This window comes from Tardiphaga robiniae (assembly GCF_001618955.1).
Lineage (GTDB): Bacteria > Pseudomonadota > Alphaproteobacteria > Rhizobiales > Xanthobacteraceae > Tardiphaga > Tardiphaga robiniae_A.
In genome coordinates this window covers 701,770-722,505 of sequence record NZ_LVYV01000001.1, presented here as the reverse complement: position 1 = coordinate 722,505, position 20,736 = coordinate 701,770, and the positions used below count along the sequence as shown (strand labels likewise).

The window sequence follows — 20,736 nt, the reverse complement described above, 5'->3', positions numbered from 1 at the left end:
TGTTCCGCGTTCGGTCTGTGTTCCGATTACGGAACTCGACGCCGCCGGAACGAATGTCTGAGGTAATATAGTCCTCTACCAGGGGCTTTTCGGGCATTTCGATAAAATTGTCGTCGAGCCGGTTAGCCCCCCTTCAGCCTGTCCGCGAACTTCGTCGACCCGGCTAACCCCTTTTAATTCCGTCGAAAATTCCCCGCCTCAAGATAGCCCCACAAATGATCCGGTCACGTGCGAGCAGCCCTGCTTGCCGATGCCCGGACAGACGGGGCGTCTATAATGTGGACTTCTGCTTTTGCGCGGGTGCGCTGCGCGTCTGTGCTGGTCTTGGGGCTGGCGATTTTCGCGGCACCCGCTGATCTCCTGGCCGGAACGGCCTTTCCCGACCAGGCGATCGGCGCTGTCGACCGGCCTGCGGAGCCGTTTGGCCTCGCCACATCGGCGCTGCCGGAAGGCGAGCTCAAAGCCAAATGGCGCGGGGTGGAACGCGAGCAGGACGACGAGCAGCTTGCGCTCGAGCTTTGTGCCGAAACGCCCGTCCGCTGCTCGCCTGAGGCAGCGAAGTTTCTGGATATCGTTGGCGATGCCAGCGCCCGCGACGGTCGCGCCCGCATGGGCGAGGTCAATCGCGCTATCAATCTGGCGGTTCGGCCCGGTGATGATCTTGTGCTCTATGGCGCAACGGATGTCTGGCGCTCGCCGCTGGCACTGCTCGCCACTGGCGCCGGCGATTGCGAGGATTATGCCATCGCCAAGTTCACCGCATTACGTGCCGCTGGCGTTGCGGCCGAGGATCTGCGGATCGTGATCCTGCGCGACACGCTGCGCCAGGAAGACCACGCCGTTGCGGCAGCCCGTCTCGATGGCCGCTGGTTCATGCTCGACAACCGTCGCATGGCGATGGTCGAGGACGTCAACATGAAGAACACCAGGCCGCTCTTCGTAATGGATCACAACGGCATCCGGCAATATGTCGATGCGCCGCTGCTGGCAGCTACGCAGCGTCCCGTTGCGGATGAAGCAGCTCTGACCACGCTGGCATACAGTGCCAAAAGGGTATCGGGCCGCCCCGCGCTGTAAGCGGAACGGCCCGTATCGGTCGAAGCTTCAGTCGGCCGCCTGATTTAGGCCGCGCGAACCTTGGTCAGGAAGTCCGTCACCGCCGATTGCAGCATGCTGGCCTGCCCGTCGAGTTCGCGCGCGCCGTTGAGAACCTGGCCGGCCGCCTGTCCCGTGGCGGAAGCTGCTGCGTTGACGCTGCCGATATTGGTAGCGATTTCGCTGGAGCCAGTGGCCGCTGCCTGAATATTGCGGGCGATTTCGCGGGTCGCAGCGCCTTGCTCCTCGACGGCTGATGAGATCGCCATCGAAATCTCGCTCATCTTCTCGATGGTCGCACTGATATTGCCGATCGCCGAGACGGCATCGCCGGTTGTCGACTGCATGCTGGCGACCTGCGCCGAGATTTCCTCCGTCGCCTTGGCAGTCTGGGTTGCCAAGGCCTTCACCTCCGACGCGACGACCGCGAAGCCGCGCCCCGCATCGCCCGCACGGGCGGCCTCGATGGTGGCATTGAGCGCCAGCAGGTTGGTCTGTGCTGCAATGGTGTCGATCAGCTGAACCACAACGCCGATCTTCTCGGCTGCGCCGGACAGGAGTTGAACCGTTGCGTTCGTTCGGTCTGCTTCGCCGACGGCCTGCCGCGCGATCTCGGTCGATTGCGCGACCTGCCGCGAGATCTCCTCGACGGACGCGGTCAGTTCTTCCGCTGCAGCGGCAACGGTCTGTACGTTGTTCAGTGCTTTCTCGGACGCCATGCTGACGCTGGCGACGCGATCGGTGGTTTCGCTTGCGGTATTGGTCATGGACGATGCGGTGGCCTGCATTCCGGCCGCGGACGTCGCAACCGATTTCACGACGCCGTTGACGCTTTGCTCGAATCCATCGGCAAGGCTGTTCATGGCTGACTTGCGTTCTGCAGCGACGCGCTGCTGGACGGCGACCTCTTCCTGCTCGAGGCCGTGCATGCGGATCGCATTGTCCTTGAACACTTGCACCGTCGTGGCCATCGCACCGATCTCGTCGCGACGGCTGGCGCCGGGGATCTCGGCTTCCAGCTTGCCGTCAGCGAGGTCCCGCATACGGGTGCCGAGCTGGCTCAGCGGCTTCGTGATGCTGCGGGCGATGAACCAGGCGATCAGGCCGGCAATAACAGCGATACCGAGGATCGCTGTCGCCAGTGACCAGATGATCGGCGTCATCTTGGTATCGAGGTCGTCCAGATAGGCGCCCGTACCGGCGAATATGTTCCAGTCGGGAATCGCCACGGCGTAGGAGAACTTGCGAATAGGTTCGGTCGTGCCGGGCTTCATGTATTCGTAGTACAGCGTGACATCGCCCTTGGCGGCAACGCCATCGCGCAATTCGCGGGTCAGGGAGCGGCCATTAACGACAACGTCCAGGCGGTTGGTGCCAAACTGCTTGGGATCTGGCGTGGCCAGCGCGATGCCGTTCATGTCATAGGCGAAGACGTAACCGTTGCCGTTGTCGTAGGTCATCGTGCGCGCGCGCTTGATGAATTCCTGGATGGCAGCATCCTTGGTCATCTCGCCGGCAGTCACCTGCTTCTGCAGGCCGAGCGCCATGTTGCGCGCGGTATCGACGATGGCGCGAACCTGCTCCATGCGCGACGCGCGCATCTCCATGCTGACCAGACGGGTTGCCTGCACGCCTGCCAAGCAGAGGCCCAGCAGGGTAACACCAACCAGAAGTCCGAGCTTTGCAGAAATCGGCAGGTTATTGAGCAGCTTCACGGCAAATATCTCCAGCAACGTCGCGAGCCATGCAGCGATGGCGGTACAATGCTGCACAATATGCATGTGCCGATTAGAACTTCCTTAATCGTGATAACGGCGCCGCGAATTGGGTCACGTATTGGAAGTGGAGCGACTTCGCCCGCAATTTCAGTGCACTGCGCGTGGTTGCCTGCTTAAAATACGCCTTGCACCGGGGCGCCTCCGCGGCGTCAAATGCGAACTACAAAAACAAATAATTAGGGAAACGACATGGGGCGTCTCGACAACAAGGTTGCCGTCATCACCGGTGCGACGAGCGGTATCGGGTTCCGTACAGCGGAAATTTTCATCGAGCAGGGTGCGAAAGTCGTGATTGCCGGGCGTCGTGCGCCGGAAGGCAATGCGCTTGCTTCGAGGCTCGGCGCAAATTGCAGTTTCCGTCAGACCGACGTCACCGATGAAGCGCAGATGAGCGCACTGATCGGCCACGCGGTCGAGAAATTCGGCCGCATCGATTGCCTGTTCAACAATGCCGGCGGTCCTGCGCAGACCGGCGGTATCGAGGGCCTCGACGTCGATCGTTTCGATGCGGCGATGGCGACACTCGTGCGCAGCGTCATGCTCGGCATGAAACACGCCGCCCCGCATATGAAGAAGCAAGGCTCGGGCAGCATCATCAACAATGGCAGTATTGCCGGCCGGCTCGCCGGCTATTCGTCCTCGGTGGTCTATGGCGCCGCCAAGGCCGCGGTCATCCATTTGACCAAATGCGTGGCGATGGAGCTCGGCGAGAGCGGCGTGCGCGTCAACAGCATCTCGCCCGGTGCCATTGCGACCGGCATCTTCGGCAAGGCGCTGGGACTATCGGTGGAAGCAGCCGAGCAGACGCCGGCGCAGATGCGCGAGGTGTTCAAGGCTGCACAGCCGATCCCGCGCGCTGGTCTGCCGGACGACATCGCCCATGCCGCCGTCTTCCTCGCCAGCGACGAGTCGTCTTTCGTCAACGGCAACGATCTGGTGGTCGATGGCGGCGTCACGGGCGGTCGCAACTGGAGCCAGCAGCAGCAGGGCTATGTCGCGATGCGCAAGGCGTTCGGCCAGGACAATGGCTGACGGGCAGGGGAGCGAAGAATGTCCATCACATGCGATGCGATCGCACCGCGGCTGCCTGAAGCCCGGTATGTGTCTGTTGCCGTTGCCGCAGGACTGATGTGTGCGATCGCCTTGGGCAAGGCACTTCCGGCGACGATGGACGCGTTGTCGACTGTTCTTGCGCCGCTCTGCGCCGTCAACAATGGCTCCAGCGCCAATCCCGGCGATGCGGTGGAACTGATCACGTCGCATGCGCTGCCGAATGTGCCGGGCAAGCGCGTGACCATTGTGCGCGTGTCCTATGGCCCCGGCGGCTTCAGCGCGTCGCATCGTCATTCCGGCACGGTGACAGCCTACATTACCAAGGGTGAGATTCGCTCGCAGCTCGGCGGTGGGCCGGTCGAAATCTTCAAGGTTGGGCAGTCATTCTTCGAGCCGCCGGGCTCGACGCATCTCGTCTCGGCCAATGCGAGCACGACGGAGCCGGCCGAGCTGATCGCAGTATTTGTGGCCGACGAAGGCGCGCAGCTTACGATGCCGCTGGACTAGTTGCGGTCACGAAGGTTGGCGTCTTTGGCATGACGCGTCCATGCCGTTGCAGAAAGGACAAACCTGCGGCCGTCACTCGAACAACGGAACTATGTTCGGCGATGTGCAGGCGCGTCGCGAATCCACGGTCGATGCAGTCTTCCCACACCGTCAGTCGTGGGCACGATGTCCGCCATGCATCGAGCACGTCGGCATAGGATCTGGGTTCGCGCGCGATCCATTCCAGGAGATCAAGGATCAGGGGATCGAGGTCATGGGAAACGAGCTCAAGGAGATCAAGGTCATGGGGCATGGCGTTGTCTGCCTCCCGCGATCAGGGCCGGCGCAATCCACACCGTCCTATGCTATCGATACGCATATAATAAGAACCGGGAGACATTCCATGTCCAGAACTTTACGAGTCATGCTCGTTGCTGTGGCGACCCTTGCTGCCATGGCCAGTGCACCCGTTGCGGTGCAAGCGCAGACCAAACCCAAGGTCACGTCGCTGGGGCCCGATTTTCCGAAGACCGAGATATTCATCGGCAACAGCTTCTTCTATTTCAACAACAGCATGCATAGCCACGTGCTGGCGATGGTGCGTGCCGCCGATCCCGCCAACAGGACGAGCTATCAGGCGACCTCGGTGACGATCGGCGGCTCCGGCTTCGAATGGCACGATGTCGAGAGTTATTTCCGACCCAACGCCATCGCGTCCTATTCCTTCGACGACAATAACAACATCATCTTCAACAAGCGCGAGCGGCTGTTCGATGCTGCGATCATGATGGATTGCAGCCAGTGCCCGATCCATCCCAAGCTGAAGTCGGTCTTTACTGAATATGCGAAGAAGGATGCGGACATCGTCAGGGCGCACGGCGCAAAACCGGTCTTCTTCATGTCCTGGGCCTATGAAGACAAGCCGGAGATGACGCAGCAACTGGCCAAGGCCTATACGGTCGCCGGCAATGACAATAATGCCTTGGTGATTCCGGCAGGTCTGGCGTTTGCCAGGATGCGCGCGAAGCAGCCCGAGCTCAATCTGTACCAGCCCGACAGGCGTCATCCGAGCATGGCAGGCACATACCTTGCGTCCTGCGTGGTCTTCACCGCGCTGACGGGCCGCTCGCCGGTGGGCAATCCGTATCTCGCGGGTCTCGATGAAGCGACTGCGAAGATGCTGCAGACGGCGGCGTGGGAAACAGTGCAGGACTATTACGGGAAGTGAGCGCCACATTCTCCGTCATGGCCGGGCTTGTCCCGGCCATGACTTCTAACTACCCCTTCTTCTGCAGATCCGGCGCATTCACCAGCGGGATCGCCACGCGTCCGGGTCCCGTCAGCGGCAGCGCCGCCGCTGCTTTCTCGTTGGCCATGATCTTGGCCATCACGGCCTGTCCGGCGCGCTCGAACACCTCGCGGTTCTCGATGACGAATTGCTGCGACTTGCGCAGTGATGCGATGTAGCCGTTGATCTCCGGCACCACGTAGCGAGCCACCATGTCCCAGCTGCGCCGTGTGTTCTCCGGATTGGCCCAGTCATGCACGAAGCCGATGATGGTGCCGACGCCGCCGGAGATCTGTATCAGGTTCTTGATGGTCTTGATGAGGTCGTCGGGCGTGCCGATGGTCGAGGCCGCGCTCTCGCCACCTGCGGTCTTCTCGACCGCGTCTTCCGGTGAGGTGAAGAGCTGCAGGCCCGGCCGCTGCAGCGTGCCGACATTGTATTCGTTGTGCCAGCGCATCAGGCCGGGGCCGGCCTCGCGCGCCGCCTGTTCGCGGGTCTCGGCGATGTGCCAGGACAGCAGCACGCGCCAGTTGGCGCGATCCACCGTGGTGCCGTGTTTCTTCGCTGCGTCCTCCGCAAAGCCCCATTGCGTCGGCAGTGCCATCAATCCCTGCGTCGACATCGAGCCCAGCGAGATGATGCCGATGCCGTATTTGCCGGCCAGCGTCATGCCCGACGGGGAGATCTGCGACGCCACCACGAACGGCATCTCCTCCTGCAGCGGCAGGATCTGCAGCGCAGCGTCGTTCATGGTGAACCAGTCGCTCTTTGCGGTGACGCGCTCACCGTTGAACAGACGGCGGATGATGGAGATGGCTTCGTCCTGGCGGTCGCGCTGGGTCATCGGGTCGATGCCGAGTGTATGCGCGTCGGAGGCGAGCGCGCCCGGCCCGGAGCCGAAGATCGCGCGGCCGCCGGTCATGTGATCCAGCTGCACCATGCGCTGCGCGACATTGTAGGGATGATGATAGGGCAGCGAGATCACGCCGGTCCCCAGGCGAATGCGCTTGGTGCGTTCGCCTGCCGCGGCGAGGAACATCTCCGGCGAGGCGATCATCTCCCAGCCCGACGAATGATGCTCGCCGCACCAGAATTCGTCGTAGCCGAGCGCATCGAGCTGCTCGACGAGATCGAGGTCCCTGCGGAACTGCAGCATCGGATGTTCGCCGATCGGATGATGCGGTGCGAGAAAGGCGCCGAACTTCACGCGAGCCATAGTGTTTCCTCTTTGTAATGTTTTTCGTCGCGCGCAGCCTATGGCCGCATGTCGCGGCATTCAATGCAGTCCACTGCATGGCCGCGACGCGCTGCCGCACAATGCCGTCTTGCGGAACGATCGGGCGGATCACCATTTGATGCCTGCACCGTAGCGTTTCCCGCAGGCGGGCAGGAGGACAAATGAGCTACTTCAAGACCGCGATTCTGCTGGCCGGCATGACCGCCCTGTTCATGGGCGTCGGCTATCTCATGGGCGGCGCGTCGGGTGCGATGATCGCGCTGGTGGTCGCCGCCGGCATGAACATGTTCGCTTACTGGAATTCGGACCGCGCGGTGCTGTCGATGCACGGCGCCCAGCCGGTTGATGCACGTAACGCGCCGGACTTGTATCGCATGGTCGGCGAGCTCGCCCACAATGCCGGCCTGCCGATGCCCAAGATCTACATCATGGACAATCCGCAGCCGAACGCTTTCGCCACCGGCCGGAATCCGGAGAACGCCGCTGTCGCCGTGACCACCGGCCTGATGCAGCAGCTCACGCGCGAAGAACTCGCCGGCGTGGTGGCGCATGAGCTTGCGCATATCAAGCATCACGACACGCTGCTGATGACCATCACCGCCACCATCGCCGGTGCGATCTCGATGATCGCCCAGTTCGGCATGTTCTTCGGCGGCAACCGGAACAATAATGGCCCGGGCATGATCGGCCAGATCGCGCTGATGATCCTGGCGCCGCTTGCGGCCATGCTGGTGCAGATGGCGATCAGCCGGACGCGCGAATATGCCGCCGACGAGATGGGCGCGCGTATTTGCGGCCAGCCGATGTGGCTCGCTTCGGCGCTGGCCAAGATCGACAACGCCGCGCATCAGATTCCGAACGAGGATGCCGAGCGCGCGCCGGCGACAGCGCATATGTTCATCATCAATCCGTTGTCGGGTCGTGCCATGGACAATCTGTTCACGACGCATCCGGCGACGCAGAATCGAATCGCAGCGCTGCAGCAGCTCGCGGGGCAGATGGGGGCACACTCGCAGGTGCCGACGCGTTCCGCGCCTCAAGCAACCGGCCCGTGGAACGGCGGCAGTCAGCCGCGCCGCGGTCCGTGGGGCTAACAACCCGCTTTGACTTAACAAGTTTGGTCGCCGCGCAGCACCGTCCGGTTCAATGAAAGCCGGACATGGCTGCGCGGCTATTCGCTGCGCTTTAGTCCGCTTGTTTCCATATCCCAAATCGTCATCGTGTGCGCTCCTGAAACGGGGACGCATGACTCATGCTCGGACGCATTCTAACGATCGGCTTGTTTGTTCTGTTCGGTACGTGTGCGGCACAGGCCGATGCGACGATTCCCAATAAGGATATTCCCGGTGCCCGAGATAGTGCGCTGCTGAAGCGCTATGACGGTTCCTTCATCATCAGCTACGAGCGCCTCGCCTTCACTGACTTCACCATCCCGCTGTCGAAGCTCGAAAAGACGGGCGATAGCGACCGCGATCGCATGAACAATCAGGTCTACAAGCCCGGCAAAGTTCTCGAGGTCGAGGGCGCGCGGACGCGCATCACCTATCTGCTGCCGGCCAATCGTTCGCCCCTCGAAGTGCTGCGAAACTATCAGGATGTGGTGAAGGTAGCCGGCGGCGAGGTGCTCTATAGCTGCAAGATTGATGACTGCGGCGGCGATCCGACGCGCTCGGCCGCGGGCGGCGGCGGCGATATGAGCCTGCTGATGTATTTCGTCACTGAGGCGCAGTTGAAAGACGGTGATTTCTCCAACGGCAAATGCGCCATGGCGTCCCATCTCGATGACCAGCGCTTCTTCGCTGCCAGGATCCCGCAAGCTGGCGGTGAGGCCTATGTCACCGTGCAGACCTATCTCATGAAGGACGACCTGTACTGCAAGGCCTTCAACGAGCGCACGGTCGCCGTCATCCATGTCGTCGAGCCGAAGCCGCGCGAGCAGAAGATGGTTGTCGTGAAAGCCGACGAGATGGCGAAGACCATCGGCTCTACCGGCCGCGTTGCGCTGTATGGGATATTTTTCGATACGGGCAAGGCTGACCTGAAGCCGGAATCATCGCCGACGCTGCAGGAGATTGCAGGGCTTCTGTCATCCGATCCCAAACTGGCCGTGTTGATCGTTGGTCACACCGACAATCAGGGCGCCTATGACTACAATCTCGATCTGTCGCGCCGCCGTGCGGAGTCGGTTGTGGCGGCGCTCACCACGAGCTTCCGCGCCGATGGCAGGCGCCTGCGTGCAGCCGGCGTCGGAATGCTCGCGCCTGCAGCATCGAACGATGCAGATGATGGCCGCGCCAAGAACCGGCGTGTGGAAGTCGTTAAGCTGAACTGATCGCAACGGATGTTGGACTGGGTAGGCTCGCCGGTGTCAGGTCCTCCTGATAGGCGCTGTTCTGTTGGGGGCGAGATATCTCTGCGGATTCGACCAAAGCCCAATAGTGTCGAAGAGGCCCACGGGGATATTGGTATCGGAAGTTGATGGAAAGGTTGTTGCCCGGACAGATAGAAGGGTAATTACATGACGCCCGATGCCGTCGCCTTGGCCTCTATGGTCCTTCTGATTTTCTCGATGGGCTTCTTTCTGCTGTCGTCACCGGCCTTTCTGCTGGTGAGGCTGGATATCCCGGAAGTGACTCAATTACTGCGGGGCCTGTTCCGCTCTTATTTCCTGATGGTCGCTATCGCCGGTGTCATCGCCACAATGGCCTTTGCACTGGCTGGTCGACTGGTTTTCACCATCGGCATCGGCTTGATCGCGGCTTTTGCGATCTGGGCGCGGGGCTGGTTCTTGCGGCGGATGGATAGTCAGATGAGCGCACGAGACGCCGGTGATGCCGAGGCCGTGCGCCGGCTCCGACGGATGCATTGGGGCGGCATGCTGTCGAACGCATTCCAGCTTGCCGTGGTCGTGGGGAGCATCCCCTATGTCATGTCAACTTGAGCAGGCTTGCGAAAAGACGCGGTGAGCGTGCTTGCGGTATCCGCTGGCTGTTCGACGCGTGTTGGAGAGTGACGCGCCGATGATACGTCGCGATGGAGAATGCAGATGAGCAAATTCTCTTGGCGCTGGTTGTCCCGACACAAGTCCAAATCCCCGGATGCCGGCGCGTGTTCTTGTGAACCATTTGAAGGTCGAGATCGGCGTCAGCTGCTCCAGGCACTCTCCGCCATCGCCGGTGGCGGCGCTTTGGCCGCGATACCGCAAAGCTCGGATGCGAAAGATGCGAGCGAGCTGCCACCGCCCAAGCGGGTCGTGACCGGCCGCGATGGTGCCGGCAAGTCGGTGTTCAAGTCGTTCGATGTTACGTCCAAGGTCGTGGAGATCGATGCCAATCCCGGTCTGACATTCTACGAACTCTACATGACCGAGGGAGTGCCCGGACTTACCGGTCTGGAGCCGGACCCGATGCTGAAAGGGACGAAAGCGTTTCCCGGCCCGGGCGGAACGGTGTTTCGGCTGATCTCCTATCCGCCCAGACGCCCCGAAGGCTGGAAGCCGCCGCCCGGCGTCACAATGGAAAGCGGGCTGCGCGAATTGTCGGACAAGGTCCCGGGTATGGGGGATCATTTCGAGCACGATGCGCCAGGCATGCACACGTCGGATACGATCGATTACGGGGTCGTGGTTCGCGGCGAGATGACGCTGGAGCTGGACGACGGACAGAAAGTCCACTTGCGTCAGGGCGATTGCGTCGTGCAGAACGGGACACGCCATCGCTGGCGCAATCCGTTGCCGGAGCCCTGTCTCATGGCGTTCATCTCGATTGGTGGCAAGCGCAGCTAGGAGAGTGGGGCTGCCTCCATCATTCCGGGCTCGCGCTCTCGGCTGCGTCGAGACCGTCCTCCGGAATGACAAAGAGTTACCGCGCCGTCATCCTGTTCCATGCATCCAGCCCGGCGATCTTGTAGGCCTCCGCCAGAGTCGGATAGTTGAACGTGTTCTGGATGAAGTAGTCGATCGTGCCTTTGAGATTGAGCACGGCCTGGCCGATATGGATCAGCTCGGTCGCGCCTTCGCCCAGAATATGCACGCCGAGCAGGCGGCGGGTCTTGGTGGAGAAGATCATCTTCATCATGCCGCTATCCAGGCCCATGATATGGCCGCGCGAGGTCTCGCGAAAGCGCGCGACGCCGACCTCATAGGGAATGCCCTTCTGGCGGACTTCCTCTTCGGTGAGGCCGGTTGTGGAAATCTCCGGCACCGAATAGATGCCGTAGGGGAAGAACTCCGGGGGCGCCAGCGGCTCCATCCCGAGCGCGTGGCAGGCGGCAACGCGGCCCTGTTCCATGGATGTGGAGGCCAGTGAAGGAAAGCCGATGACATCGCCCGCCGCATAGATATGCGGCACGCTCGTCTGCAGCGTCACGGGATCGACGGCGATGCGGCCACGATGATCGACGGCGATGCCGGCGGCATCGAGATTGAGCCGGTCGGTGGCGCCGACGCGTCCGGCGGCGAACAGCAGCATCTCCGACGTGACGTTGCGGCCGTCAGCGAGCCGGGTGACGATCTGGCCATGTGCGTTCTGCTCGATCGCATTGACCTTGGAGCCGAGCCGCAGCGCGACATTGCGGTCGCGCAGCTCATGCATGAATTCGTCGATCAGCTCCTTGTCGATGAAATCGAGAAATGTCGGCCGCGGCTCGATCAGGGTCACGGCGACATCGAGCGCGCTGAAGATGGTGGCATATTCGACGCCGATCACGCCGGCGCCGATCACCGCGAGGCTGCGCGGCAGTTTCGGCAGGTCGATGATCTCGTCGCTGTCGAACACTGTCTTGTTGTCGAACGGCACATACTCCGGCCGAAACGGGCGGGTGCCGCAGGCAATCAGGACATGGCCGGCGGTGACATTCTTGATCTCGTTCTTCTCGTTGGCGATCTCGATCTGGTGCGGTCCGGTGAAACGCGCCTCGCCAAGCGCTGTGCGCACCGCGTTGCGGCTGAACTGATGCTCCAGCACTTCAACCTCGTGGTCGAGTGTCTTCTGCAGCCGCACAATCAGGTCGTGGGCCTCGATGTCCTGTTTCACCCGATAGGAGCGGCCGTAGAAGCCTCGCTCGCGCCAGCCGGACAGGTTGAGCACGGTCTCGCGCAGAGTCTTCGATGGAATGGTGCCGGTATGGACCGAGACGCCGCCGACCCGTCGGCCCTTCTCCACCACCAGCACCGACTTGCCGAGCTTGGCGAACTGGACGGCCGCGCGCCGGCCAGAGGGGCCGGAGCCGATCACGATCATGTCGTAGTCATACATCGAAGAGGCCTCGAAACCGGAAGGGCCGGCATATGCAATCGCTTCGCCATGCAGCAATCGGGCCACGGGCGGTATCTTCCTGCACGAGGAATGCAAATTCGGTGTGACTTGGACGGGGAGATCGACCTGCGAAGCCGGGCCTGCGGTCAACGCGCCACCAATTCCGACGGGAGAGTTCAATTGAATAAAGCTACCTCCGAGGTAATCGACGCGATGACTGGAAGCTGGGATCAAAGTGGACGGCTGCTTCAGGCCGAACCGTTGAGCGAGGCGCTTCCATGCACCAGATCGTTGCCAATCCCGTCGACTCCGCGCGCCGCTGGTGGGTGCTGGCGATCGTCGTTGCGGCGCAGTTCATGTTTGGGGTCGATGCCTTCATCGTCAATGTCGCGATCCCAACCATCGCGGTCGAGCTTCGTGCCAGCGCGGCGCAGATCGAGGCCGTGATTGCGGTCTATCTGATCGGATACGCGACGCTGGTGATCACCGGCGGCCGGCTCGGTGACATCTACGGCACCAGGAACACCTTTCTCGCCGGCGTGCTCGGCTTCACCCTGACGTCACTGTGGTGCGGGCTCGCGCAATCCGGACCGGAGCTGATTCTGGCGCGGCTGGCACAGGGCGCCACTGCGGCGCTGATGGTGCCGCAGGTGCTGGCCACGATCCATGTGCTGTTTGTGGACGAAGCCCGAGCCCGCGCCTTCGCTGTTTACGGCACCGTGCTTGGCCTTGCCGGCGCTGCGGGCTTTCTGCTCGGTGGCCTGCTGGTGACGATGGACCTTGCAGGCCTCGGCTGGCGTGCGGTGTTCTTCGTCAATGTACCGGTGGGGCTTGTTATCATGGCGGCTGCGTGGCGGCTGATGCCATCCGTTCCCCACCGTCCAGACACGCGGCTGGATATACCGGGCGCGCTGGTGCTGTTCGCCGGATTGCTCGGTCTGATCGGCCCACTGCTGTTCGGGCACGAATTGCACTGGGCGCCGTCTGTGTGGCTGGCGATGGCTACGGGCGCGGCAGTGATCGCCGGCTTCGTCAGGCTGGAGCGCCGCGTCGCGCTGCGCGGTGGCATGCCGCTGATCGATCTGGCGTTGCTCGCGGATGCTGCTTTCATGCGCGGGCTGTGCGCGGTGTTCTTTTTCTTCTTTGCCAATCTGTCATTTTACCTGGTGATGACGTTGTTCATGCAGAACGCGCTGCATATTCCGCCGCTGCGGGCCGGTCTCGTTTTCGTACCGCTGGCGCTGGCCTTCGTTGTCGCATCGCGTCACAGCGGCATGCGGTCACGCCATCGTGGCACGCTGGTGCTGATCGAGGGGTGTGTGGTGCAGGTCATCGGTCTCGCCGCGCTGGCTGCAACGGTGCTGGCCGTCAACGTGTCGTCTGCATCGCTGCTGGCGGTGCCGCTTGCCGTGTTCGGTTACGGCCAAGGTCTGGTCATGGCGCCGCTGTCCAGTGCCGTGCTGTCGACCGTGCAGACGTCGAGCGCGGGAGCCAGCTCGGGCATGTACGGCACCACGACGCAAATCGCCAACGCAGCCGGCGTTGCTGCGATCGGCGCGGTCTATTTCGCGGTGCAATCCGCCGCACCGGCAGTCACCGCGCTGCTCGCAAGCTTCGCATTGTGCGTGTTGTCGGTCGCCGCCTGTGCGGGCTTTCTGCTATGGATGCGCCGCGCGGGCGCCGCATAGAATTCCAGCACGGCGTTTGACTGTCCAGCACGCGCCTTGACAGGTCAATCGCGATGGCTTGATATTGCGGCATGGGGACAAAGCGATCTCCCCACGAGGCGACATGCCCAAGTATCGCGTCCCGCATTCCTGCAAGGACGCGCCATGTCATCGATTAACAGCATTTCCGTTGAAAAACTCGTTCGCCTGATCGGGACGCCGAAATGTCCCGCGCTCGTCGATGTCCGCGCCGACGAGGATTTCGCCCTGTCGCCGTTTCTCCTGCCAGGTTCGGTCCGGCGGCCATTCGGCGACGTGAATGGTTGGGCCGCGGCGCTGCGCGGTCGGTCCGCCATGGTGATCTGCCAGAAAGGTCTCAAGCTCAGTCACGGCGTTGCCGCGCTGCTGCGCGATGCCGGTATCCCGGCAGAGGTTCTGGAAGGTGGGTACCTCGGATGGGAGAGTGCAGGCCTGCCGCGAGTTCCCACCGGCAAGTTGCCGCCGCAAAACACGCAGGGCCGCACCCTGTGGGTGACGCGCGAACGCCCAAAGATCGACCGCATAGCCTGTCCTTGGCTGATCCGGCGTTTCATCGATCCGGCGGCGCTGTTCATGTTCGTTGCGCCGTCGGAGGTCTCGGCCGTCGGCGAGAAATTTGATGCTGCGCCCTTCGATATCGAAGGCGTGTTCTGGAGCCATCGCGGCGAGCTCTGTACCTTCGATGTGATGATCGAGGAATTCGGCCTCGCAACGCCGCCGTTGCTACGGCTGGCTACCATTGTCCGCGCGGCGGATACAGCGCGGCTCGATCTCGCCCCGGAAGCGCCGGGCCTGCTGGCGGCGTCACTCGGCCTGTCGCGGATGTATGCCGACGATCTCGAGCAGCTTGAGGCTGGACTGGGTCTGTACGATGCGTTCTATCGTTGGTGCCGCGATGCCAGCACCGAAACCCACAACTGGCCGACAGCAAAGACGAAAGCTTGAGATGGCGGAAGCAACTTCGGTCACACCACCGGCCATTCCCGAGCCGCAGACCCACGGCGTTTCCTTTTCGGAGGCATTTTCGGTGTGGCTGCGAATCGCGTTGCTTTCCTTCGGCGGTCCGGCCGGGCAGATCGCGGTGATGCATCGCATCCTCGTCGATGAAAAGCGCTGGGTCTCGGAGAGCCGGTTTCTGCATGCGCTGAACTATTGCATGCTGTTGCCGGGCCCGGAGGCGCAGCAGCTTGCGACCTATATCGGCTGGCTGATGCACCGGACCGCTGGCGGGCTGATGGCCGGCGGGCTGTTCATCCTTCCCGGTGCGATTTGCATCATGGTTCTGAGCTGGATTTACGCTGCATTCGGCAATGTCGGCATCGTCGCGGCACTGTTTTTCGGCTTGAAGGCCGCGGTGCTCGCGATCGTGCTGCAGGCGGTGGTGCGGGTCGGTAGCCGCGCACTGAAGAACGACGTGATGCGCGCGCTGGCAGCCATCGCCTTCCTCGCGATCTTCTTTCTCGACGTGCCGTTCCCGGTGATCGTTTTCGGTGCGGCAGCGATTGGCTTCCTCGGCGGTCGGGCCGGTCTGCCGACCTTCACGGTGAGTGCGGGCCACGGGTCATCAGGCGGAGGCGATGCTGATAGTTTGCTCGGAGATCAACTTCCTCTCCATGCCCGGCCGAGCGTAAGGCAGTCGCTCGTCGTTGCGGCCGTCTGGCTGGTGCTGTGGCTCACGCCTGTTGCTGTGCTGCTCGTGGCGTTCGGCAGCAATGACGTGTTCAGCCAGATTGCCGTTTTCTTCTCCAAGATGGCGATGGTCACCTTTGGCGGTGCCTATGCGGTTCTCGCTTATGTCGCGCAGCAGGCCGTCGATCACTATGCATGGCTGAAGCTGGGCGAGATGCTCGATGGCCTTGGCATGGCCGAAACCACGCCTGGTCCGTTGATCATGGTGCTGCAATTCGTGGGCTTCATGGCTGCTTTCCGCGCGCCGGGGATGTTGCCGCCGCTGCTGGCGGGCACGCTTGGTGGATTGCTCGCGACCTGGGTGACCTTCGCGCCGTGCTTTCTCTGGATTTTTCTCGGGGCGCCGTTCGTCGAAACCCTTCGTGGCAACCGCGCGCTGAGTGCCGCGCTGGCGGCGATTACCGCCGCAGTGGTCGGCGTCATCCTCAACCTGGCGATATGGTTTGCCATCCACACGATGTTTCGCGAGGTGAAACCTGTTCGTACGCTCGGAATCAGCTTCGACATGCCGGTTCTGCACAGCGTCAACGGATGGGCTGTCGCGCTGTCGGTCGCGGCCCTGCTTGGGGTATTCTATCTGAGGATTGGTCTGCTGCAGATACTGTTGGCTTGTGCGGGCGCGGGTGTGCTTTTGCACATTGCCGGCTTGGTGTGAATCAATCGCGAAACCGTGTGCGGAACCGGTAATTGACGGCCGACGGAACAGGAACGTTTCGAACGACGTCGCGTTGAAGGCCGTTCACTCAACAGGAGCTAACCATGCGGAAAACCATTCTTGTTGCGATCTGCGCCACGGCCATCAGCGCCACTCCGTTCGCAGCCTTCGCCCAGGCGACCGGGCCCTCCGGTCAGGATTCGACCAAGATGGGCACCGGTACGACGGCCAAGGACGGCGAGGCCAGGACCACGGGCACCCAGGGAATGTCGAAAGACAGCGCGAAGAAGGATTCCATGCACAAGGACAGCATGAAGAAAGACAAGATGATGAAGAACGAAATGAAGCAATAACGCGTCATCTTCTCCCCGACTCGCCCCGTATGGTCTGGCCATGTTATGGCCGGCCATGCGGGGTTTCCTTTGCAATATAGGTAATTTCGGAAGCGTCCGTGGCGCCTCTCGTTTCGTTGATAGGTATATTGAAACCGTATTTGTTTTATTTTGCAGTGCAGCAACCATATGTCGTCGGTACTGTTGTATAAGCCTGACGACCTAGGAGCTGCCGTGTCTCTCGCCGATAATATCGATTTCCTCCGCAATCTCCCGAAACCGCCCGGAATCAATACGTTGGAAGGGTTGGCGCGGGGCCGTGCGTCGGCAGGTTTGAGCCCGATCAGCGAATCAACGGGTTTCGGCAGCAATCCTGGCGACCTCCGTATGTTCAGTTACGTGCCCGCCACGCTGACAGCGAAGCCGGCATTGGTCGTCGTGCTGCACGGATGCACCCAGAACGCTGCGGGCTATGACAACGGCACCGGCTGGTCTGCTCTCGCAGAGCGCTATGGTTTCGCGCTGCTGATGCCCGAACAGAAGTCATCCAATAACGGCAACACCTGTTTCAACTGGTTCAATGCCGATGACATCGCGCGCGACAGCGGCGAGGCGCTCTCGATCCGGGAGATGATCGAGCAGTTGGCCGTGGACCATGATGTGGATCGCAAGCGCATCTTCGTCACAGGTCTGTCGGCCGGCGGCGCGATGACCTCTGTCATGCTCGCGACCTATCCTGATGTCTTTGCTGCTGGTGCCATCATCGCAGGCCTGCCTTACGGTATCGCCACCACCATGCAGGAAGCGCTGAGCGGCATGTATCGCGCGGCGCCGCGTGCCGCGAACGATCTCGGCAATCTCGTGCGCAAGGCATCGCCGCATACCGGTGAGTGGCCGAAAGTATCGGTCTGGCACGGCAGTGCCGATCGCACCGTCAATCCAGCCAATGCGGGCGAAATCGTCAAGCAGTGGCTCGACCTTCACGGCCTGGCGCCCGCACCGATGTCCGCCGTCGATGTCGATGGCTATCCGCGCGAGGTATGGTGGAACAAGGACGGTGAAACCGTCGTGGAATCCTACACGATCACCGATATGGCGCATGGCACGCCACTGGCGATTGCCGGGCAGGACGAGCCCTATGGTGCCGCCGGTGCCTTCCTGCTCGAAGCCGGCATCTCGTCCTCCTATCATATCGCGCAGTTCTTCGGCCTTACCCGGCAACTTGCACCGCGCAATATCGAAGCTGCAGCCGTGGAACCCGCGGCTCCAGCGGATGCAATTGTCTCATCGGCGACGCAGAAGCCGCGCTTTGCAGGCGACCGACGCGACGCGCGACGCGATCCCGCAGGACGGCGGTCTATCGATATCAACGGTGCCATTACCCGCGCCCTCATGGCCGCCGGTCTCATCAAGTCATCCTGACAAGTAACAGGGCGTGATCGGCGCCGATTTGCGCCAGGTCTGACAGGGCGCTAAGTTCTCAAGATACGTCAGACTGGTCTTGCGTACCGATTGCCCGCGCATGTTGGATGCCCATCGACCGAATTCGCCCGACTTTCTCGCCGGTGGAGGCGAGATGGGGGCGTTGATGCGCGCTTACGATTGGGCATCGCATCCGATCGGAGCACCGGACACCTGGCCGCAGAGTCTGCGCACCGCGATCCGGATCGTTCTGAATACCAACCACCCGATGTTCATCTGGTGGGGACCGGACCTCATCCAGTTCTATAATGACGCCTATGCGCTGACCATGGATGCACGACAGCATCACGCAGGGCTGGGCGCGCGTGGCCGTGAATTCTGGCACGAGATCTGGCCTATTATCGGTCCGCAGATCGCGCAGGTGATGAGTGGCGGCGGTGCCACCTGGCACGAAAACCAGCTGATCCCCATGACGCGCAATGGCAAGCTCGAACACAGCTATTGGACCTACAGCTACAGTCCGCTCGATCTGGATGACGGCGTCGGCGGCGTGCTGGTGGTTTGCCGCGATGTCACCCGGGATCATGAAGCGACCATTGTTTTGCGCGAGCGAGAAGCAGAGCTTGCGCGCGTGCAGCAGATCGGCCAGATCGGCGGTCTCGAAGTCGATCTGCGTACCGGCTTCCGCAATCGTCGATCGCCCGAATATCTGATTGTTCATGGTTTACCGCCGGAAGCGGCCAACGAGTCGCACGAAGATTGGGTGCGTCGCATCCACCCTGAGGATCGCGAGGCGACGGAGCAGAAGTTTCGCGACGCGGTGAAAAGCGGCGTGCGCGACTACACAGTGCAGTATCGCATCATTCGTCCGAGCGATGGCCAGACTCGCTGGATTTCAGTGCGGTCCTATATCGAGCGCGACGATGCGGGAAAGCCGCTGCGGCTGGTCGGTGCGCATACCGACGTCACCGATCAGGTGCTGGCCGAGCAGGCGCTGCGCAAGAGCGAGGATGAGGCGCGTCAGCTCGCGGCAAAACTTGCAGACCTCAATGAGACGCTGGAACAGCGCGTGCGCGACAAGACGCGTGAGCGCGACCGGATCTGGAGCGTGTCGCAGGATCTCCTGATGGTCGCCGACTATGATGGCGTCTGGCGCACCGTCAATCCGGCCTGGACGCGCACGCTCGGCTGGAGCGAGGCCGAGCTGCTCAACAAGACCTCGCGCTGGCTCGAGCATCCCGAGGATCAGGCCAGGACGATGGCCGAGGTCGACAAGCTTGCTGCCGGCGAACCGACAATCCGCTTCGAGAATCGCTTTCGCCACAAGGATGGCTCCTATCGCTGGCTGTCCTGGACAGCGGTGCCGGATCAGAACCAGATCTATTGTGTGGCGCGCGATGTCACTGCCGAGAAGGCTGCCGCCGAGCGCCTTAAAAACACTGAAGAGGCGCTGCGGCAGTCGCAGAAAATGGAGGCTGTCGGTCAGCTCACCGGCGGCATCGCACATGACTTCAACAACCTGCTCACCGGCATCGTCGGCTCGCTCGACCTGATGCAGACACGGCTCGGTCAGGGCCGCACCGACAATATCGCGCGCTATATCGACGCTGCGATGACCTCGGCCAATCGTGCGGCGGCGCTGACGCACCGGTTGCTGGCCTTCGCGCGGCGGCAGCCGCTGATTCCGAAAAGCGTCGATGCCAATGTGCTGATCGTCTCGCTGGAGGATCTGTTGCGCCGGACCATTGGCGAGACGCTGGATCTCGATATCGCGGCGGCACCTGATCTGTGGTGCACGCTGTGCGATCCGAACCAGTTGGAGAGCGCGTTGCTCAATCTGGCGATCAATGCGCGCGACGCGATGCCTGACGGCGGACACTTGAAGATCGCGACACAGAATGTGCGCGTCGATGCCATCAATGCCAATGCGCCGGCGCTGACTCCCGGCGACTATATCTGTATCAGCGTCAGCGACAGCGGAACCGGCATGAGCCCGGAGGTCGTGGCGCGCGCTTTCGATCCGTTCTTCACGACAAAGCCGATCGGGCAGGGCACGGGCCTTGGCCTGTCGATGATCTACGGCTTCGCGCGTCAATCCAACGGACATGTCAGCATCGACAGCAGGCTCGATATTGGGACGACCGTGAAACTGTATCTGCCGCGCCATGAGGGAGACGCTGCCGCGCAGGATGCGGCCCCGCTGAAGGGCGATCAGCATGTGGCCGCAGGCGAAACCCTGCTGGTGGTCGAGGATGAGCCGGTGGTGCGCTCCGTCATCGTCGATATGTTGAAGGACGAAGGCTATCGCGTGCTCGAGGCAGTTGATGGTCCGTCGGGCTTGCGGGTCCTGCGCGAGACGCCGAGTATCGATCTGCTGGTCACCGATATCGGGCTGCCCGGCATGAACGGCCGTCAGCTTGCCGATCAAGCGCGCGAGGCGCGGCCGGACTTGAAGATCCTGTTCATCACCGGTTATTCCGAAAGTGTCGTTATGGCGAAGGGCTTTCTGCTGCCTGGGATGGAGATGATCACCAAGCCGTTCGACCTCGATCATTTCTTGCGACGCATCCGCGCGATGGTCATGAGCTAAAGCGTTTTCAAGCGAAGTGGATACCGGTTCGCGTCTAGAAAACGCGTCAGAATAAAAGGCGTAGCCCTCCGGTTCCATATCTCTCCAGATATTTCAGCCTCGGTGCGCAGGTTCTAACGGTTCAATCGTCGGAACCATTGTGCGGCCGCG

The 20,736-nt window shown here is 62.0% G+C and carries 17 protein-coding genes; 14 read left to right on the top strand and 3 right to left on the bottom strand.

The window, feature by feature from the left end; genetic code table 11:
* Nucleotides 1-276: 276 nt before the first annotated feature.
* Nucleotides 277-1,077: a transglutaminase-like cysteine peptidase gene (locus A4A58_RS03415; protein WP_081421680.1), complete on the top strand. Its 801-nt coding sequence runs from the start codon at nucleotides 277-279 to the stop codon at nucleotides 1,075-1,077.
* Nucleotides 1,078-1,121: 44 nt separating this feature from the next.
* Here the strand turns inward: A4A58_RS03415 and A4A58_RS03410 are convergent, their stop codons facing one another.
* Nucleotides 1,122-2,810, bottom strand: coding sequence for a methyl-accepting chemotaxis protein (locus A4A58_RS03410; RefSeq protein ID WP_068730426.1), 1,689 nt, complete (start codon nucleotides 2,808-2,810; stop codon nucleotides 1,122-1,124).
* Nucleotides 2,811-3,062: 252 nt separating this feature from the next.
* On the opposite strand from A4A58_RS03410, the gene A4A58_RS03405 reads away from it, so the two are divergent.
* The 3 genes from A4A58_RS03405 to A4A58_RS03395 all read left to right on the top strand — a co-directional run bounded on the left by A4A58_RS03405 (nucleotide 3,063) and on the right by A4A58_RS03395 (nucleotide 5,640).
* Complete coding sequence (locus A4A58_RS03405) at nucleotides 3,063-3,905, top strand: SDR family NAD(P)-dependent oxidoreductase (protein ID WP_068729776.1); 843 nt, start codon at nucleotides 3,063-3,065, stop codon at nucleotides 3,903-3,905.
* An 18-nt stretch (nucleotides 3,906-3,923) separates the two neighbouring features.
* Entirely contained in the window at nucleotides 3,924-4,433 is a 510-nt protein-coding gene (locus A4A58_RS03400; protein WP_068729774.1) for a cupin domain-containing protein, read from the top strand.
* Nucleotides 4,434-4,836: 403 nt separating this feature from the next.
* A complete protein-coding gene (locus tag A4A58_RS03395) occupies nucleotides 4,837-5,640 on the top strand; it encodes a DUF4886 domain-containing protein (RefSeq protein ID WP_244499680.1) in 804 nt (267 codons plus the stop codon).
* Nucleotides 5,641-5,689: 49 nt separating this feature from the next.
* On the opposite strand, the gene A4A58_RS03390 is transcribed toward A4A58_RS03395, so the two are convergent.
* Complete coding sequence (locus A4A58_RS03390; RefSeq protein WP_068729770.1) at nucleotides 5,690-6,916, bottom strand: LLM class flavin-dependent oxidoreductase; 1,227 nt, start codon at nucleotides 6,914-6,916, stop codon at nucleotides 5,690-5,692.
* Between the two features lie 182 nt (nucleotides 6,917-7,098).
* Between A4A58_RS03390 and htpX the strand changes: the two genes are divergently transcribed.
* The 4 genes from htpX (at nucleotide 7,099) to A4A58_RS03370 (ending at nucleotide 10,721) form a co-directional block, all read left to right on the top strand.
* Entirely contained in the window at nucleotides 7,099-8,031 is a 933-nt protein-coding gene (gene htpX / locus A4A58_RS03385) for a zinc metalloprotease HtpX (protein WP_068729768.1), read from the top strand.
* Nucleotides 8,032-8,189: 158 nt separating this feature from the next.
* The gene (locus A4A58_RS03380) at nucleotides 8,190-9,269 is read left to right on the top strand and encodes a DUF4892 domain-containing protein (RefSeq protein ID WP_068729766.1); all 1,080 of its coding nucleotides are present in this window, start codon (nucleotides 8,190-8,192) and stop codon (nucleotides 9,267-9,269) included.
* A gap of 186 nt (nucleotides 9,270-9,455) precedes the next feature.
* Complete coding sequence (locus A4A58_RS03375) at nucleotides 9,456-9,878, top strand: hypothetical protein (RefSeq protein ID WP_068729764.1); 423 nt, start codon at nucleotides 9,456-9,458, stop codon at nucleotides 9,876-9,878.
* A gap of 105 nt (nucleotides 9,879-9,983) precedes the next feature.
* Nucleotides 9,984-10,721, top strand: a complete 738-nt coding sequence (locus A4A58_RS03370) for a cupin domain-containing protein (protein WP_081421733.1) — start codon at nucleotides 9,984-9,986, stop codon at nucleotides 10,719-10,721.
* A gap of 76 nt (nucleotides 10,722-10,797) precedes the next feature.
* Here the strand turns inward: A4A58_RS03370 and sthA are convergent, their stop codons facing one another.
* Nucleotides 10,798-12,192, bottom strand: a complete 1,395-nt coding sequence (sthA, locus tag A4A58_RS03365; protein WP_068730424.1) for a Si-specific NAD(P)(+) transhydrogenase — start codon at nucleotides 12,190-12,192, stop codon at nucleotides 10,798-10,800.
* A 278-nt stretch (nucleotides 12,193-12,470) separates the two neighbouring features.
* On the opposite strand from sthA, the gene A4A58_RS03360 reads away from it, so the two are divergent.
* The 6 genes from A4A58_RS03360 (at nucleotide 12,471) to A4A58_RS03335 (ending at nucleotide 20,586) form a co-directional block, all read left to right on the top strand.
* Nucleotides 12,471-13,880, top strand: coding sequence for an MFS transporter (locus A4A58_RS03360; RefSeq protein WP_068729762.1), 1,410 nt, complete (start codon nucleotides 12,471-12,473; stop codon nucleotides 13,878-13,880).
* A 144-nt stretch (nucleotides 13,881-14,024) separates the two neighbouring features.
* Nucleotides 14,025-14,843 (top strand): chromate resistance protein ChrB domain-containing protein, encoded by an 819-nt coding sequence (locus A4A58_RS03355; protein ID WP_068729761.1) that lies wholly within the window; start codon nucleotides 14,025-14,027, stop codon nucleotides 14,841-14,843.
* A gap of 1 nt (nucleotide 14,844) precedes the next feature.
* Complete coding sequence (gene chrA / locus A4A58_RS03350) at nucleotides 14,845-16,242, top strand: chromate efflux transporter (protein ID WP_068729759.1); 1,398 nt, start codon at nucleotides 14,845-14,847, stop codon at nucleotides 16,240-16,242.
* Between the two features lie 104 nt (nucleotides 16,243-16,346).
* Nucleotides 16,347-16,595, top strand: a complete 249-nt coding sequence (locus A4A58_RS03345) for a hypothetical protein (RefSeq protein ID WP_068729757.1) — start codon at nucleotides 16,347-16,349, stop codon at nucleotides 16,593-16,595.
* 213 nt (nucleotides 16,596-16,808) lie between these two features.
* A complete protein-coding gene (locus A4A58_RS03340; protein ID WP_068730423.1) occupies nucleotides 16,809-17,996 on the top strand; it encodes an extracellular catalytic domain type 1 short-chain-length polyhydroxyalkanoate depolymerase in 1,188 nt (395 codons plus the stop codon).
* Nucleotides 17,997-18,096: 100 nt separating this feature from the next.
* Nucleotides 18,097-20,586 carry a hybrid sensor histidine kinase/response regulator gene (locus tag A4A58_RS03335; protein WP_068729755.1) on the top strand — a complete coding sequence of 830 codons (2,490 nt, stop codon included), beginning with the start codon at nucleotides 18,097-18,099 and terminating at the stop codon, nucleotides 20,584-20,586.
* Nucleotides 20,587-20,736 lie beyond the last annotated feature (150 nt).